General features: G+C 52.5%; 14 protein-coding genes. 4 read left to right on the forward strand and 10 right to left on the reverse strand.

The genetic code is table 11. From position 1 onward, the window contains the following. Complete coding sequence (locus ACIPUG_RS00975; RefSeq protein ID WP_400336929.1) at positions 1-975, reverse strand: threo-3-hydroxy-L-aspartate ammonia-lyase; 975 nt, start codon at positions 973-975, stop codon at positions 1-3. 300 nt (positions 976-1,275) lie between these two features. On the opposite strand from ACIPUG_RS00975, the gene ACIPUG_RS00980 reads away from it, so the two are divergent. Then, positions 1,276-1,899, forward strand: a complete 624-nt coding sequence (locus ACIPUG_RS00980) for a transcriptional regulator (protein WP_400336931.1) — start codon at positions 1,276-1,278, stop codon at positions 1,897-1,899. A 64-nt stretch (positions 1,900-1,963) separates the two neighbouring features. On the opposite strand, the gene ACIPUG_RS00985 is transcribed toward ACIPUG_RS00980, so the two are convergent. Next, the gene (locus ACIPUG_RS00985; protein WP_104209284.1) at positions 1,964-3,205 is read right to left on the reverse strand and encodes a hypothetical protein; all 1,242 of its coding nucleotides are present in this window, start codon (positions 3,203-3,205) and stop codon (positions 1,964-1,966) included. Between the two features lie 326 nt (positions 3,206-3,531). Here ACIPUG_RS00985 and ACIPUG_RS00990 point away from each other — a divergent pair, with 326 nt between their 5' ends. Next, entirely contained in the window at positions 3,532-3,780 is a 249-nt protein-coding gene (locus ACIPUG_RS00990; protein ID WP_014915585.1) for a GlsB/YeaQ/YmgE family stress response membrane protein, read from the forward strand. A gap of 47 nt (positions 3,781-3,827) precedes the next feature. Here ACIPUG_RS00990 and ACIPUG_RS00995 read toward each other — a convergent pair whose 3' ends face one another. The 8 genes from ACIPUG_RS00995 to ACIPUG_RS01030 form a co-directional block, all read right to left on the reverse strand. Further along, on the reverse strand, positions 3,828-4,370 hold the full coding sequence (locus ACIPUG_RS00995; RefSeq protein ID WP_400336933.1) for an AAA family ATPase: 543 nt from the start codon (positions 4,368-4,370) through the stop codon (positions 3,828-3,830). Continuing rightward, a complete protein-coding gene (locus ACIPUG_RS01000; RefSeq protein ID WP_400336935.1) occupies positions 4,367-5,020 on the reverse strand; it encodes a 2OG-Fe(II) oxygenase in 654 nt (217 codons plus the stop codon). Before ACIPUG_RS01000 ends, ACIPUG_RS00995 begins: the two co-directional genes overlap by 4 nt. A gap of 74 nt (positions 5,021-5,094) precedes the next feature. Next, on the reverse strand, positions 5,095-6,339 hold the full coding sequence (locus ACIPUG_RS01005; RefSeq protein WP_400336937.1) for an aspartate aminotransferase family protein: 1,245 nt from the start codon (positions 6,337-6,339) through the stop codon (positions 5,095-5,097). Next, positions 6,323-7,372 (reverse strand): sulfotransferase family protein, encoded by a 1,050-nt coding sequence (locus tag ACIPUG_RS01010; protein ID WP_400336939.1) that lies wholly within the window; start codon positions 7,370-7,372, stop codon positions 6,323-6,325. Before ACIPUG_RS01010 ends, ACIPUG_RS01005 begins: the two co-directional genes overlap by 17 nt. A gap of 14 nt (positions 7,373-7,386) precedes the next feature. Further along, the gene (locus tag ACIPUG_RS01015; protein WP_040043293.1) at positions 7,387-8,202 is read right to left on the reverse strand and encodes a TauD/TfdA family dioxygenase; all 816 of its coding nucleotides are present in this window, start codon (positions 8,200-8,202) and stop codon (positions 7,387-7,389) included. Between the two features lie 162 nt (positions 8,203-8,364). Further along, positions 8,365-9,144, reverse strand: coding sequence for an SDR family oxidoreductase (locus tag ACIPUG_RS01020; RefSeq protein ID WP_400336941.1), 780 nt, complete (start codon positions 9,142-9,144; stop codon positions 8,365-8,367). Between the two features lie 384 nt (positions 9,145-9,528). After that, entirely contained in the window at positions 9,529-10,623 is a 1,095-nt protein-coding gene (locus ACIPUG_RS01025) for an ABC transporter ATP-binding protein (protein ID WP_400336943.1), read from the reverse strand. A 191-nt stretch (positions 10,624-10,814) separates the two neighbouring features. Continuing rightward, a complete protein-coding gene (locus ACIPUG_RS01030; RefSeq protein ID WP_400336945.1) occupies positions 10,815-12,308 on the reverse strand; it encodes a PLP-dependent aminotransferase family protein in 1,494 nt (497 codons plus the stop codon). 153 nt (positions 12,309-12,461) lie between these two features. Between ACIPUG_RS01030 and ACIPUG_RS01035 the strand changes: the two genes are divergently transcribed. Both ACIPUG_RS01035 and ACIPUG_RS01040 read left to right on the forward strand, forming a co-directional pair. After that, positions 12,462-13,727 carry a 4-aminobutyrate--2-oxoglutarate transaminase gene (locus ACIPUG_RS01035; protein WP_075278171.1) on the forward strand — a complete coding sequence of 422 codons (1,266 nt, stop codon included), beginning with the start codon at positions 12,462-12,464 and terminating at the stop codon, positions 13,725-13,727. A gap of 10 nt (positions 13,728-13,737) precedes the next feature. Next, entirely contained in the window at positions 13,738-15,204 is a 1,467-nt protein-coding gene (locus ACIPUG_RS01040; protein ID WP_289364170.1) for an NAD-dependent succinate-semialdehyde dehydrogenase, read from the forward strand. Positions 15,205-15,541: the final 337 nt, after the last annotated feature.

Raw genomic sequence — 15,541 nt, forward strand, 5'->3', positions numbered from 1 at the left:
TTAGGCATTGCCGGTCAGAAATGCGCCGTAGCGGCTGATATCGACGTTCCCGCCGCTGATAATAATGCCGACGCGTTTACCGCGTAGCGATTCCCTGAGGTTACGCGCCGCTGCGAAGCTGAGGCACCCCGTTGGCTCCACGACGATTTTCATGCGCTCGGCATAAAACCGCATCGTGTCAATCAGATCGTCATCCGTCACGGTCAGAATATCGTCGACGTTCTGACGAATCAGAGGGAAGGTATAGTTGCCCAAATGCTGGGTCTGTGCGCCATCGGCGATGGTGTTGGGCGTATCGATATGCACGATATTGCCGCTGCGAAAAGATTGCTGCCCGTCGTTGCCTGCAAGAGGTTCGACGCCATAAATTTTGCAATGTGGAGACAGCTTACGGGCGGAAAGTGCTGAGCCCGCCAACAATCCGCCGCCGCCCAGACAGACGAACAGGACGTCCAACTCACCGGTTTCTTCCAGCAACTCTTTCGTTGCGGTGCCTTGCCCGGCAATAACGTGCGGGTGGTCGTAAGGGGGAATGAGCGTCAGACCATGTTTTTTTGCCAGATCGTTACCGATCTGCTCACGATCTTCAGTATATCGGTTGTATTCCACCACGTTTCCGCCATAGCCACGTGTTGCGGCGACCTTTGCCGCTGGGGCATCGTGCGGCATGACAATCGTTGCGGGAATGCCGAGTAATTTGGCGGCCAGCGCAATTGCCTGCGCATGGTTACCAGAAGAGAAGGTGACGACGCCAGCGGATTTCTGCTCGTCTGAGAATTGGAACAGCGCATTCATCGCGCCGCGAAACTTAAATGCGCCCATGCGCTGGAGGTTTTCACACTTGAAGAAAACCTCTGCGCCGAATGTGCCATTGACCGTGCGCGATGTCATCACCGGCGTTTTATTGGCATAGCCATCAATACGTTCCGCTGCGGCTACCACATCGTCGTAAGTAGGGAGGCGTAAGTCGCTCATAGTTGGATAATCCGATGTTAGTGATTATGAATACCGGAGTCGTTGGTTCCGATACTGTCGAATACCTGATAAACAAAATATATAAAATTAGATAAATTGTCTAATGTGATTTATCTTTAGGTTTTCGACCACCGTGAGGTGCATCGCGTGCCGCTGAAAAAATCGGAACGAGTACGTGTCACGGAATCAGGAGCGACCGCTGACGACATCGTGTGTGGTACTAAATCAGGTGTACTTACAGTACACTCAGCGCCAGAAAACGCGCTTGCGCAAGCATGGGTAGAGGAATGGGAGAGGAATATGTCTGCATCTGGAGAAGGTCTGCTGCTAACGCAGTTAGAGGCTATAGCGAAAGGGCTGAGCGAAACGTTCGCGCCATTCTGTGAAGTGGTCGTGCACGATCTGAAGAACCCAGAGCACGCGATACTTTCCATTCACAATAACCTCTCCGGCAGGGAGGTGGGTGCGCCCGCGACGGAACTGGGCCTTGCCCGTATCGCCTCGCCCGAATTTCCTAACATTCTGGCGAACTACGCTAACCAGTTTGCAGACGGACGTCCGGTAAAAAGCACCTCGGTCGGCATCAAAAATGTGGAAGGTGAATACGTCGCGGCGCTGTGCCTGAACGTCGACATGACGCTCTTTCGCGGCATGCAAAATGCGCTGGCGCAGTTCACCCAGCTCGCGTCGGACTCCGTAACGGAGCATTTAGAACCAAACGGCGCGGCCGCCATCAGACAACACATCGATCACTTCGCTGCCCGTCTTGCCACCACGCCACGAGCGCTAAAAGCGCAGGACAGAAAAATCCTGCTTCAGGAACTGAAAGACAGCGGCCTGCTGGAAGTCAAAAAATCGATGGAAACCATCGCACAGTACCTAGGCGTATCGCGGGCTTCGGTGTATTTGTATGCGAAGGAGTAATAACTACTTCTTGAAATTGACGCTAGGTTAAATCAAAGATCCGAAATTTTTTGATCTTCCGTCGCTATTTTTTGCCATCTATAGCATGATTAGTAACTGTTTGATGCTCAAATAGTTCCCGTATACTGGCCTCTAATTTGTAGAAGTCTGTCAGTGGATAAAGTTCGACTAGGTCATCATCAAATTTTTTAATCTTACGATTTGTTGTAGCGGCGCGGTCTAGATGACGTGTCGTTCTGGCTTGTTCGGGGTTTTTTGAGAACGGATCAGGATATTCTAGCGTTTTCAATACTTGCCACGAAATTGGGGCTGTGAACTCAAATAGGTTTGCTAAGTTTGGACAGTATTTAAACTTAATGGTTTGCTCGTATTTGACTTGCGGTGGCAGTACGACATTGACTGATCTGGCACTTGATCTCGAATTAGGCATTTTGGTTGAAAAATATGCGACACCTTTGATGGATGAATTTGTTTTTCGACTTATCCACTGCATTAAAATATTTGGTATAATATACTCTTGAATAAATGATGAATCTGGATTCTGTCGGATGTAATTACATGCCATTATCAAAGGCCAAAAAATAAGATAGCTTGCTTTTTCTCTGTTTACATCAAATATTTTATCTGGATCATCAATTTCCTTTGTAGGTAATATCATAAATTCAGATGCTAAATTGAGTATTTTAGACCCATCATTTTTTGGACGGAATGATGATATATAAAGTTTATCAAAATCAGGCTTGCCCATCTCTAACCAACAAACGTAGAGAGAAGTTCCTAAATATAGGCATGGTAGACCCGCCACTGAGTAACGCTGTGCATTTACCAGGTGCCTCTTAGAAAATGGAATATGAAATATGTCATCTCTTTCTGTTATTGTTTGTGTGGTTTTTCGAACACGGAACAATGGTTTTTTTTCATCACTAAAATTATTTAGGGGGACGCATATTTTATGTAGATTCCACTTTATTGACTGATCTGAAAATACCTCATCAAAAATATCGTAGGCACTTTTAATGTCACCGGATAAGTAATTACTAAGTGTGCCATGTATGCAGTTTTGTATTCTAATGGTCTTCTTGATGAGTTTTTCAAAATTGACGCTCGTACCCGTTTTCTTTATGTTTTTAATTGATTCATTTATGCATTCATTGAATTTATTACATCGTTCATCAAAGTCCATAATGAGATCCTCTTTAGAGATTATAGGAGGGTTTAAAATAGGACTCTCTATTACTTCCTTGAGTAGTTTATTTAATGTTTTTTCAATTTCTTTTTCATTTTTGTATTTTTCATTATCTTCCATTTCTTAATTCCTTTAGATTGAATCTAATGGTTTTTTGACTGTGTGATGTTCAGGTTTTTTATGAAAAGTGTTTATTTGTCATGATTTTTTAATATCCCAAAATGATGTTAAATAACTTGTTTGACGTTTCAATTTCAAACTTTTTTGGATAACACTTACCGTTAGTGGATGTTTATTTCAAACCATCTTAGACGATTACGAGGTGCCTAACAAACCCATATCGATTCACCCACTTCCTCAATCCTCACCTATACTTGCTTAACTGCCCGATTTGCCAACGAGCGGCAACGTCGGGTGTGGTGAAAACGAAAACGCGAGGAGTAGGTATGGGTATTTTGTCCTGGATTATTTTTGGCTTGATTGCGGGGATTTTGGCTAAGTGGATTATGCCCGGTAAAGACGGCGGCGGTTTTATCCTGACGGTGTTGCTCGGGATTGTCGGTGCGGTTGTGGGCGGCTATATCAGCGTTTTCTTTGGGTTCGGCCGGGTCGATGGCTTTAACTTCGGCAGCTTTGTGGTGGCGGTTGTCGGCGCGCTTGTCGTGCTGTGGGTATACCGCAAGATTCGAGATTAGTGTGATATCCGTTGCCCCTGTGCAGGGGCAACGGGCTTTTTATTGCATCAATATGAAGAAAACCAGTCGATTAGCTGTTCTGCTGCTTCGTAAGGTGCCAGCACAGAGGTGTGCAGTGAACGATGATGGGCTGCATCGATCGTGTCAGCGTAGTCATAATTCCTCAGAATTGCTTTGAGCTTATCCTGCGTATTTACCTTACCGAACTGGTGTCGATCCGCGTTTTCCACCCGATTTAACAGGTGCATTTCGTCGCTACGGAGTTGGACGAAAAATGGCGTAACGCCATGTTCCGCGCACCGTGTCTTTATCGCCTCAATGTACCCGTCGTCTTTGCTTCCCTCATAGCAGAAGGTCGTGATCAGATCGCGCCCATCCTCTGCGAAAAGCAGCGAAATGGCATAGAGCCTTAACTCACAGGCGAAGCGCCTGAGCGTGCTAAATGCACTGTCAGGCGGGAGCACCGCCATCGCTAAGTCATACGTCAGATGGTTATGAAATAGCGTTGCCCCCATTTTCTCCGCCAGCAGGCGACCGATCGTGAGTTTTCCCACCGCCGGTGGCCCGTAGAGGAAAATAAGCTTCTTCACTGCGCTGTACTCGTCGTGCCGGGTTCGTAATAGGTGATATTCAGCGCATTACGGGTCTTGACGGAAACGCCAGTTAGCGGCACAACCGCATGCCAGGTTTCATAAAACCCGTTGCGGATGATGACGCTGGCGTTGCCCATGATCGGGAGGACGGAATGGCAAACGTCAGCATGATTCTCAGGGTTGAGAATCTGAAAGGCACCGCCCCAGCTTTCTTCCCATTCGCCGTTGAAATAGATAATCAGGCGGAAACCGCGTGTCAGCGACGCATCGACATGGGGAAGGTAGTGCGTGTCCCGGCCGCCGCGAAAGGCCACCGCTTCCATTTTGAATTCGGAAAGGTCCGTGCCGCAGAAGGCAGACAGGGCGCCAGTAAAAGCGTCAGAAACCAGCTCGCTGCACATTCCCTGCCAGGCGTCGGACAGCGTCGTGGTGTCGCTGACTTTACCGGTGGCTAAAGGAATGAGGGTGCGGCGATAGAAGTAACCGCCGTTACGTTCACGATAGTTAAACCCGTCGGTCGGGAACTCATGAGCAAGCGTTGAGGCGATGCTGCTGTTACGCCATATCTGGGTTAATTCTCCCCACTGGAAAGGGGTTTCATGTCGCTTGCCGTGGATGATGCGTTCAAGATCAAAATAGTCGGACATCTTTTCACTCCCTGTTGTTAATGACATTTGATGGGGGTTAATCACACCTGACAGATAGTGGCGGTTAACGCCCATCAGAGGCTTCCCAGTGCCGTGGTCATGCGTTGAATCAGTTCCTCTGTTTCGTTGGCTGAAATCGTGAAGGCCGGGGCCAGTTTTAAGTATGGGCCTGCTGCACCAACGATGACTCCATGCTGCCGTATCGCCGCCTGCGCGCGTCCACACTGTTCGAGGGACGAAAACGTCATCGATAGCATCAGCCCTTTGCCTTGGACGCTGATCAGCCCTTCGGTTGGCGGAAGATGTTGTTTGGTGAGCTGGAGGATCGTCCTGCCTTTTGCAGTGACCGCATCGTAGAGGTGATGTGCATCCAGATAATCCATGACAAACAGCGCGGCGCGACAGCCCAGCAGGTTGCCGGATTGCGTGTGGCCGTGGCGGAAAAACGGTGGCGTTTGCCCTGTGAAGCTGTCGGTAATGGCCTCAGTGGCAAGCACGGCGGTGATGGGAACGCCACCCCCCAGACACTTGCTGAAAATGACAATGTCAGGTTGTGCGCCTTGTGAGACTGATTCACAGAACGTCCCTGCGCGGCCAACGCCGCAGTAGACCTCGTCGCAAATCAGTGGAATATCGAACTTCTTTGTCAGCAGCGAGAGCTGTTGCAGGAAGCCCTCAGGCAGCAGTCGGGTGCCTTCCATTGCCATAATCGGTTCAATAATAACGGCGGCGATAGTCGATTCCTGTTCTGCCAGCAGCGTTTCCCAGGCACTGATATCGCTGAGGTGCTCAGGCGGGGGCATCGTGATCGTATTGCTGTCGAGCAGGGACGGCAAAATGCCCTCGTTGATAAAAGGGCGTCTTGTTGCCATCATCGCGCCGAGCGTACAGCCGTGGTACGCACCGTTAATTGCCACGATTTTCGTTCGCGCCGGACGGGAGCGGTTGACCTGATATTGCCAGGCCATTTTTAGTGCGCTTTCAACGCCTTCGCTGCCGCTCCCGACGATGAATGTTTTGCTCAGGCCCGTACCGATGAGCTTCGCGGCAAGTTTCTCGGCCAGTTCGCCGGGGAGTTGGGTGTTTGAATAGATATTGCAGGCATGAATCAGCGTGGATAATTGCTGTTGCAGGGCGGCAATGAATTCAGGGTGAGAGTGCCCCAGACAGTGATTATAGCAGCCGGACATGCCGTCAAAGTAGCGTTGGCCGCGTTCATCATACAGATAAACCCCTTCGCCACGGTGAATCAGCGGGCGTTCGTCTTGCTCCGCGAGAGCGGTGTAAGGCGGCCAGTATGAGTTAGAGGTAGGATTCATATTGTGTCCCTGTCAGCGTGGTCCTGAGGTCGTCAACGTTACTCACGATCGAATCAATCGTTCGGGTCTCTTTTTTCCCTGTGCCGGCGCAGAGCCGGAAATCGGAAATCCCCAGAAAAGACAGCACCGTGCTGGCAACGATATCGGGCGCTGACATGACCTCTTCGTAGTCAAGGGTGAGGATGTCATGGTGCTGAAAAGCCTGATAAAACGCAGCCTGATTTTCCAGATTGCTATCGATGAATGTCGTTAATTCATCGGCAGACACCGCTATTTTTTCGTGCGAAATCGGGCGGCTATCCTGCTTGCCGACGTACCAGATGCGATCGCGCAGGCTTTTCTTCAACGACACAAATTGCTGTAGCCGGCTTCTTCTCTCTAACAGGATCAGTTTCAGGTCAGGGATCGCTTGCAAGGCGGGCCAGATGGGGGCATCACCCCAGGTAGTATCAAGATCCCGAAACAGCACGAAACCAACCGCCTCGACGTATTCAAAATAGGGTTTGAACAAGTGGCGATGCAGGATCGTCTCCATCGTGGTGTCTTTAACGGAATAGGGCAGCAAATGTTGACCAAAGCGGTTGAAGGCTTCACCGTGCATTTCAATATTCGGGTGGGAGCCTAACAGCGTGCGGAGCAGGTGAGTGCCCGCTCTGGGTGTGGAGACGATGGCAAACTTCTGATAGCGGGTTTGTGCAGCCAAAATGTCCGCATCCACGCTGCCGCCGACCCATTTGTATTTTTCAGCCAGAGCGATTTTTTCGCAGAACAGCGCAAAATACGGCGGTGCATCGTGCTGGAGGCCTTGTAGTTGCTCCTGAACTTCGTCTCCGCGTATGCCCTGAGCGCTCCAGTTGACGCCGTTGATCCGATATTCATGAACGAAGGCCAGCATTGTCGCCAGCGTTTCCTCGCTTATCGGTGTCCCAGTTAATTCATCTCGCATTCGGGCGTGAAGGTGCGCTTGCGGGCACGTCAGCCAGCCATCCCAACGTGCCGCTATCGCGGATTCCGTCATTGAACGATCGGTCATGATCTCTCCTTAGATTATGCGATCAGGCTTGGTGCGCGGGTGAACATGCCTCGCAGCAGCGTTCTTGGACTGGCGGGATCATCCGTATAGGCATGGCGTCCGTGAGAGATTTTATCGTTACGCATGATCAAGGCCTGACCACGATAAAGAGGGAAGGTCAGGTGATAGCGACTGCCTTCCGCGGCCAGTTGTGACATATATTCGACGGCCTCGACAACGCGCGGATTGATACTGCGTGAATAGTCCCAGTCGGCGGTCACATCCAGCGTAAACCCGCCGATAAACCCGCCGTCACGATCGGGACGAAAAACCGGACCAATATGGGCGTACTGTTTTCCGGACTGTGTCCCGGTTGAGCGGCGTCTGAAAATCTGGTCTTCAAGCAGAATATTCGCTAAATCAGGGTGTTCGGCCTGAAGTCGCTGAAAGGCAGACACGCTATCGAACAGAACGGTTCCGCCGCCCTGGGTCGCATGCTGCTTGCAAAGCAGAATCGACGTTTTTATGCTCCCAATCGGGATATACGAACCATCGGTATGAAGAGAAAGGTGTGAGGTACTATTGAAAACCTTATGGGTGCCGTGTGAGAGCCCGCCAATCTGATTCACTCCGGATGTGGATACCCCCTCTTTGTGCTCCTGACGGTTAAAGGCGGACTGATAAATATCACCCAGCGAATAAAGCATCGACATTTTTTGGAAGTCAGAATCCTCGTATTTCCATTCGCTGGTAACGATGGCAAACCGATATTTTTCGATATGCGCAATGACCGCCGCCTTATCTTCACTATCAATGACTTGTGGTGACCATCCATCAAAGCAACTTTTCATCGCTATTACTCCTGTAATTAGCTCAACTGAAAACGTACATGAATTTATATCCGTCATACTTCAAGTTGCATGCCTGTTGGCTAGATTACGCGCCTCCTCCATGAGCCTCGTTAATTTGGAATGATTAAAGATAGGATTGATAGCTAACAATGTAGGAGCGATTTATATAGCGCTCATGCCTCCGTCAATGGAAAGTATTTGACCTGTAATATATTTACTGGCATCGGAGGCAAATAGGATCGCTGCGCCTTTTAAGTCTTCATCGTCCCCAATACGTTGCAGCGGGGATTTTTGCGCCAGTGCATCAACGCCAAGTCGATTCAACAAATTCTGTGTCATGGCGGAAGGAAAGAAACCGGGGGCGAGCGCATTGACGGTGATATTAAACTCCCCCCATTCGCCCGCCAATGCCCGGGTAAAGTTCACTACGGCACCCTTGCTGGTACTGTAAGCGATGCCTTCCAGCCAGCCGGGCAAATTGCCCTGCAAGCCAGCAAGCGATGCTACGTTGATAATTTTTCCATAGCGGCGGGGAATCATGCTGCATTTGCCGATTTTCTGCGTTAATAAAAACAGGCTGCGGATATTCAGGTTCATGACGCGATCCCAGTCAGCAATTGCATGGTCTTCCGCTGGGGAACCGAATGCCGTACCGGCATTATTGACGAGAATATCTATCTGACCCGTCTTGGCGATGGCTTCCTCTGCGAGGCGCTCAATATCGCGATCCTGCGCATTGTCGGCGGCAACCCAGTCGGCGCGAATACCCAATGAGGAGAGGTGTGACTGCGCGGTCTGCAATTCATCGGCGTGGCGCGCCGAGAGGATTATGTGGGCCCCTTGTGCTCCGAGTGCTTCAGCAATTTGTAGCCCTAATCCACGCGATCCTCCGGTGATGAGCGCGGTTTTTCCAGACAGGTCAAAGAAGTGCGGCGTATCCATACCGATTCCCTTAATTGAGATTTCTATCCATTAGAATGTGCCCTAAATAATTCGTGTTGCAGAATAAAACGTTATTATTGAATAACGTATCTGAAACTTGAAATAGGAAGGGGTAGCACTTGAAACAGTATTGAGTTTAAATAGATATCAGGAAAAAATTCCAGCGATATTCTGTCATTAATAAACAGGATATTTTTGAGTTGTGAGTGGTCACGCATTAATTACCTAAATAAAAATTATGCACTATAGCGCTAATGATTTTCCCCTTTTCTTTATCTGTTCCCGTCGCGTTAATAGTTTATTTGTTGCCCCTGTTTCGGGGGCAACATTCTATTTTATGTCACTCGTTTTTCTGCGTCTTTTGACACGGTTAACGCGCCACGTTTAATGCGTGATGATGCTATCCAGCGCGCGCAGGTGTTCCGGTTGCCAGGACAGGTTGACTTCGGTGCCGGCTTTCCAGTGTGGCTGAATCTCGCTGGCGGGGAGTTTCACCATAAACTGCGACTGGCCTGCGACTTCCGTCATCATCCTGACGTGATCGCCCAGATAGATGAACTGCTGAATTCGGGCTTTGACGTGCTGCATGCCGTCATCGACGTGAACCGCGTTGACGTGAATACGTTCCGGACGGATGCAGAGCGTGATTTTTCGACCCGGTGAGCTGGGGCGGACTTTCAGCGCGCGTAGCGAAGTGCCGTCGTCCAGCGTTGCCCGATAGAATGCGCCTTCGGCCTCGGCACGCGTGGCGAGCAGCGTATTATTTTCGCCGATAAACTGCGCCACAAAAGCGTTCTCGGGTTTTTCGTAGATGTCGCTGGGGCTGTCCATCTGCTGAATCACGCCATCGTTAAACACGGCGACGCGGTTGGACATGGTCATCGCTTCGCTTTGGTCATGGGTGACATACACCACGGTTAATTCCAGCGACTGATGCAGCTCCTTGATTTCTAGCTGCATATGCTCGCGCAGTTGCTTGTCCAGTGCGCCCAGCGGTTCATCCATCAGCACCAGTTTTGGTTCGAAAACCAGCGCGCGAGCCAGCGCCACACGCTGCTGCTGGCCGCCGGACATCTGTGCAGGGTAGCGATCGGCCAGACTGGTGAGTTTTACGCGATCCAGTACCCGATCCACTTTCTCTTTGATATCGGCACGGTTCAGGCGGCGGATGGAGAGCGGAAATGCCAGATTCTCCGCCACGGTCATGTGTGGGAACAGCGCGTAGTTCTGAAACACCATACCGATGTCGCGCTGGTGCGGCGGGAGATGGTGCAGCGGGGCGTCGCGCAGCATAATTTCCCCCTGCGTCGGGGTTTCAAACCCGGCGAGCATCATCAAACTGGTGGTTTTTCCCGAGCCGGATGGCCCAAGCAGGGTCAGAAATTCACCTTCACGGATATCCAGATTGAGGTTTTTGACGATCAGGCGGTCGCCGTCATAGGTCTTCTGAACATTCCTGAAGCTGACGTAATTTCTCATTTTTCACTCTCCGGCAGTCACTGTTATTCATAAGAATGCATAAACCATGCCGAATGCGTAGTGAGCAGAAAATACCTTGTTGCAATGCGTCATAACGCCGTCGTTCATCATAACGGATGCGCCGTAATAGGGCGCGCCGATGGAGGGTGGCACCGTAACGGTGCGAAGGGACGCATAAAAAACGGGAGCTGTCAGGCGTCAGAATGAGGGGGATTCAGCGCCTGAATACAGGCCACAATCACGGAAAATGCCTGCGTCATGTGGCTCTCTTCCACGCTGGCGTAGCCCAGTAATAAACCGCGCTGCTGTGTCGGTTGCAGATAGTAGCTGGAAAGTGGTTTGACCATCACGCCGCGGCGCAAAATCGCGGCGCTCAATACAACATCGTCGATGTGGGAAGGCAGGCTGAGCAGCATATGCAGCCCGGCGTTGCTGTTGTCCCCGACGTAATCTGCGCCCAGATGTTGTTCGATCAGTGACGTCAATAGCGCGCGGCGTTTGGCATACAGCAGGCGCATGCGGCGGATATGCGCAGCGTAGTGGCCTTCGCGGATAAACTGCGCGAGCGTCGCCTGCGTGAGCCAGTGCCCGCCGCGATAGAGTTCGGAATGTGCCGTCTTCAGCGACTGCGCCAGCAACGGCGGCAGCACCATGTAGCTGACGCGCAGGCCGGGGTAGAGCGTTTTACTGAATGTGCCAATGTAGATCACCGGCGATTGCGTCTGTAATCCTTGCAACGCAGGGATCGGGCTGCCGGAAAAACGAAACTCGCTGTCGTAATCATCCTCAACGACCCAGCAGCCGTGCTCCTGCGCCAGTGCCAGTAGACGTTGACGTCGCGCCAGACTCATCACCGCACCCAGCGGATACTGATGTGACGGTGTCACGCATATCAGGCGTGGGGTAGCGTCGGGCGAGAGCGTTTCCGGCGGTACCAGCCCCTGTTCATCCACATCGACGGGGGCAACGCGCAGGCCGTTAATCGTCAGGACATTACGAATGCCCCAATAGCAGGGATCTTCAATCCAGGCCAGATCGCCGGGGTTGCACAGCATTTTAGCCAGCAGATCCATCGCCTGATGGGTGCCTTCGGTAATCAGAATTTGCTCCGGCGTACACTCCACCGAACGGGCGACGCGCAGGTAATCTACCAGCGCCAATTGCAGTTCGGGGCAGCCGCCAACCGGCGAATAGGAAAGCTGCTCAGGGCGAACGCGCCGCGTCAGGCGCGTCTGAATCCGTCGCCATAAATCGTGGGGAAAACTGGCGATATCCGGGATGCCCGGCATAAATGCACCCCATTGTCGGGCGGAGGCACCGGCATACCCCAGCAGATGCATACCGCGCCGCGACAGCTCATGCTTAGGTTCGCGTATCTCTCCGGCATTGTCGCTGCTCACCGGCTGCATGTTGCCATCGGGGAGCTGTTCCGTGACGAAAGTCCCGCTTCCTTTACGCGCTTCAATATAGCCTTCCGCCAGTAGCTGTTCGTAAGCCGTCAGCACGGTATTGCGCGACAGCGACAGCTGCTGCGCCAGATCGCGCGACGATGGCAGACGCTCGCCAGCGGCAATCGCGCCATCAAGAATCGCCAGACGAATGCTGTCGTACAAACGCTTGTTCAGCGCGCCGTCTTGCTGGTTGGCTAAACGCTGAAGCAATAAGTCGGTCAGAAGTGAGCGCAAAAGTGGATCCTTCAAATATTCAAAACTGGCACTGGATTATAGAACCATCTCGCGTCTAAATGACATCATCATCTTGCAACTACACTAATCGTTACCGTTCGACTCATCATCGTTCAACGACTAACCGATGTGTTTGGGATACCGGAGCAGACCATGAAGAATAGCGAACTGAATCAACGCCGTCTGGCCGCCACACCGCGTGGTGTGGGCGTCATGTGTGATTTCTATGCCGAGCGTGCGGAAAACAGCACGCTGTGGGATGTGGAAGGTCGAGAATTTATCGATTTCGCCGCTGGGATTGCGGTACTGAACACTGGCCACCGCCACCCGAAGATTGTCGCGGCGGTGCGCGAGCAGTTGGATCGCTTTACCCATACGGCCTACCAGATTGTACCTTACAGCAGCTATGTCACGTTGGCCGAGCGCATCAACGCGCTGGCACCGATTGAAGGCGCGGCAAAGACCACGTTCTTTACCACCGGCGCCGAAGCGGTAGAAAACGCGGTGAAAATTGCCCGCGCGTACACCAAACGCCCCGGCGTGATCGCCTTCAACGCGGCGTTTCACGGCCGTACGCTGTTGACCATGACGCTGACGGGCAAAGTGGCACCATACTCCACAGGATTCGGGCCGTTCCCCGGCTCCATTTTTCACGCGCTTTATCCGAATGAGAAACAAGGCATCACCGTTGAGTTGGCGTTGGAAAGCGTCGAACGCCTGATGCATACCGACATCGCCGCCGATCAGGTCGCCGCGATTATTCTGGAGCCAGTACAGGGCGAAGGCGGTTTCCACGTCGCGCCGCCAGCCTTTATCAGCGGGCTGCGTAAACTGTGCGACGAGCATGGCATTCTGCTGATTGCCGATGAAGTGCAGACCGGCTTTGCCCGTACCGGTAAGCTGTTTGCGATGGAATATTACGCGGAGAAAGCGGACCTGATCACCATGGCGAAAAGCCTGGGCGGTGGCTTCCCGATCTCCGGCGTCGTCGGTCGCGCTGACGTCATGGATGCCCCTTCGCCGGGCGGGTTGGGCGGCACCTATGCGGGTAACCCGCTGTCGGTTGCTTCGGCGCTGGCGGTATTGGATGTGATTGAAGAAGAGAAATTGTGCCAACGAGCACAGCGTCTGGGTGCTGCGCTGGTGGAAACGCTGGAGAAGATCAAAGCGCAGTGTCCGGCACTGGTGGCGATTCGTGCACAGGGATCGATGGTAGCGGCCGAATTTAACGATCCGCAGACTGGTAAACCCTCGGCAGAGATTACCCGTCAATTTCAGAAAAGCGCGTTGGAAGCGGGTCTGCTGCTCCTGACCTGCGGCGTGCATGGCAACGTGATTCGTTTCCTGTATCCGTTAACGGTGCCTGACGATCAGTTCAGCAAGGCGATGAGTATCCTGACGCGCGTATTAACACGATAGAAGAGAAGCTATGCAACTGGAACAGTTACTGAAACAACAAGCCTTATTCCGTCAACACTGCCTGATTGACGGCGAGTGGCAAGACAGCCAAAACGGTGAGCGTCTGGACGTCACCAACCCGGCGACGGGCGAGGTACTGGGTAGCGTACCGCTAGTGACGGTGTCACAAACTCAGCAGGCGATTACCGCCGCTGAACAGGCGCTGGTTGAGTGGCGTAAGAAGACGGGAAAAGAACGTGCCGCGCTATTGCAGGCATGGGCACGCCTGATTATGGACAATCAGGAGGATCTGGCTGCGCTGTTGACGGCGGAACAGGGAAAACCGCTGGCGGAAGCGCGGGGCGAAATCGCCTACGCGACCAGCTTTATCGACTGGTTTGCGGAAGAAGCCAAGCGCATTGAAGGCAGCGTGCTGCAATCCCCACAGGGGCAACAGCGCCTGCTGGTCATCAAGCAGCCGATTGGTGTGTGTGCGGCGATTACGCCGTGGAATTTCCCTGCGGCGATGATCACGCGTAAGGTCGGGCCTGCGCTGGCGGCCGGTTGCACGATGATCGTTAAACCTGCCGAGCAGACACCGTTTACCGCACTGGCGTTAGCGGAACTGGCGCAGCAGGCGGGGATTCCGCACGGCGTGTTGCAGGTCATCGTTGGCGATGCGCAGTCGGTCGGTAAAGTGCTGTGCGATAGCCCGGTGGTGCGCAAGCTGAGCTTCACGGGTTCGACGGAAGTAGGCCGCATTCTGATGGCGCAGAGTGCGCCGACGGTGAAAAAGCTGTCGCTGGAGCTGGGCGGTAACGCGCCGTTTATCGTATTCGATGATGCCGATGTGGATCAGGCGGTGAGAGGCATTCTGGCCTCCAAGTTCCGCAACAGCGGGCAGACCTGCGTCTGCGCTAACCGAATCTACGTGCAAGAGGGTATTTATCCAGCGCTTGTCGAACGGCTGGTTGAGGAAGTGCGCAAGTTGAAGGTCGGCGACGGTACGCAGCCGGGCGTGACGCAGGGGCCGCTGATTGATGCCGATGCGGTCAGCAAGGTTGAGCAGCACATTGCGGATGCGCTATCGCACGGGGCAACGCTGCTGCTGGGTGGGAAACGCCACGAACGGGGCGGCACGTTCTTCACGCCAACCATCGTCGGCGGGGTGACACGCGAGATGCGCTTTGCCCGCGAAGAGACATTCGGGCCCGTGGCACCGCTGTTCCGCTTCAGCGATGAAGCAGAGGCGATTGCGATGGCGAACGATACCGAGTTTGGGCTGGCAGCCTATGTCTACACGCGTGACGCCGTGCGTCAGTGGACGGTACCGGAAGCATTGGACTACGGCATGGTCGGCATTAATACCGGACTGATTTCGAATGAAGTCGCGCCGTTTGGCGGGGTGAAGCAGTCGGGGTTGGGCCGTGAAGGGTCACGTTTCGGGATCGAAGACTATCTGGAAATGAAATACCTCTGCGTCGATCTTTCCCGGTAGATCGTCGGTAAGAAACGCGTGTCGATAGCCCGTATCGGCACGCGAACACCAGACGCGCAATGTGTCTGGGTGGTGCAAAACAATACTGGTTTGCACCACAACATGGCAAAAAGGGTGAAATGGCATCAGGTGGAGAGTGGGGTTGTGTCTCCCTGATGCTTCTCCTCACCGTTCCCGCCGCCGCAATAGTAAAACATCAATAAAATTTTTGAATTGGCACAATTTATGCTCATATTTTTTTGCGTGATTATCATGATACATGATGCATCAAAAATTCAGCGCACAAAAATTGTGGTTCGTATTTGACCTTATTACGTTGGCTAACACTCCAGGAGCG

This window comes from Pectobacterium sp. CHL-2024 (assembly GCF_044751765.1).
GTDB classification, from domain to species: domain Bacteria; phylum Pseudomonadota; class Gammaproteobacteria; order Enterobacterales; family Enterobacteriaceae; genus Pectobacterium; species Pectobacterium brasiliense.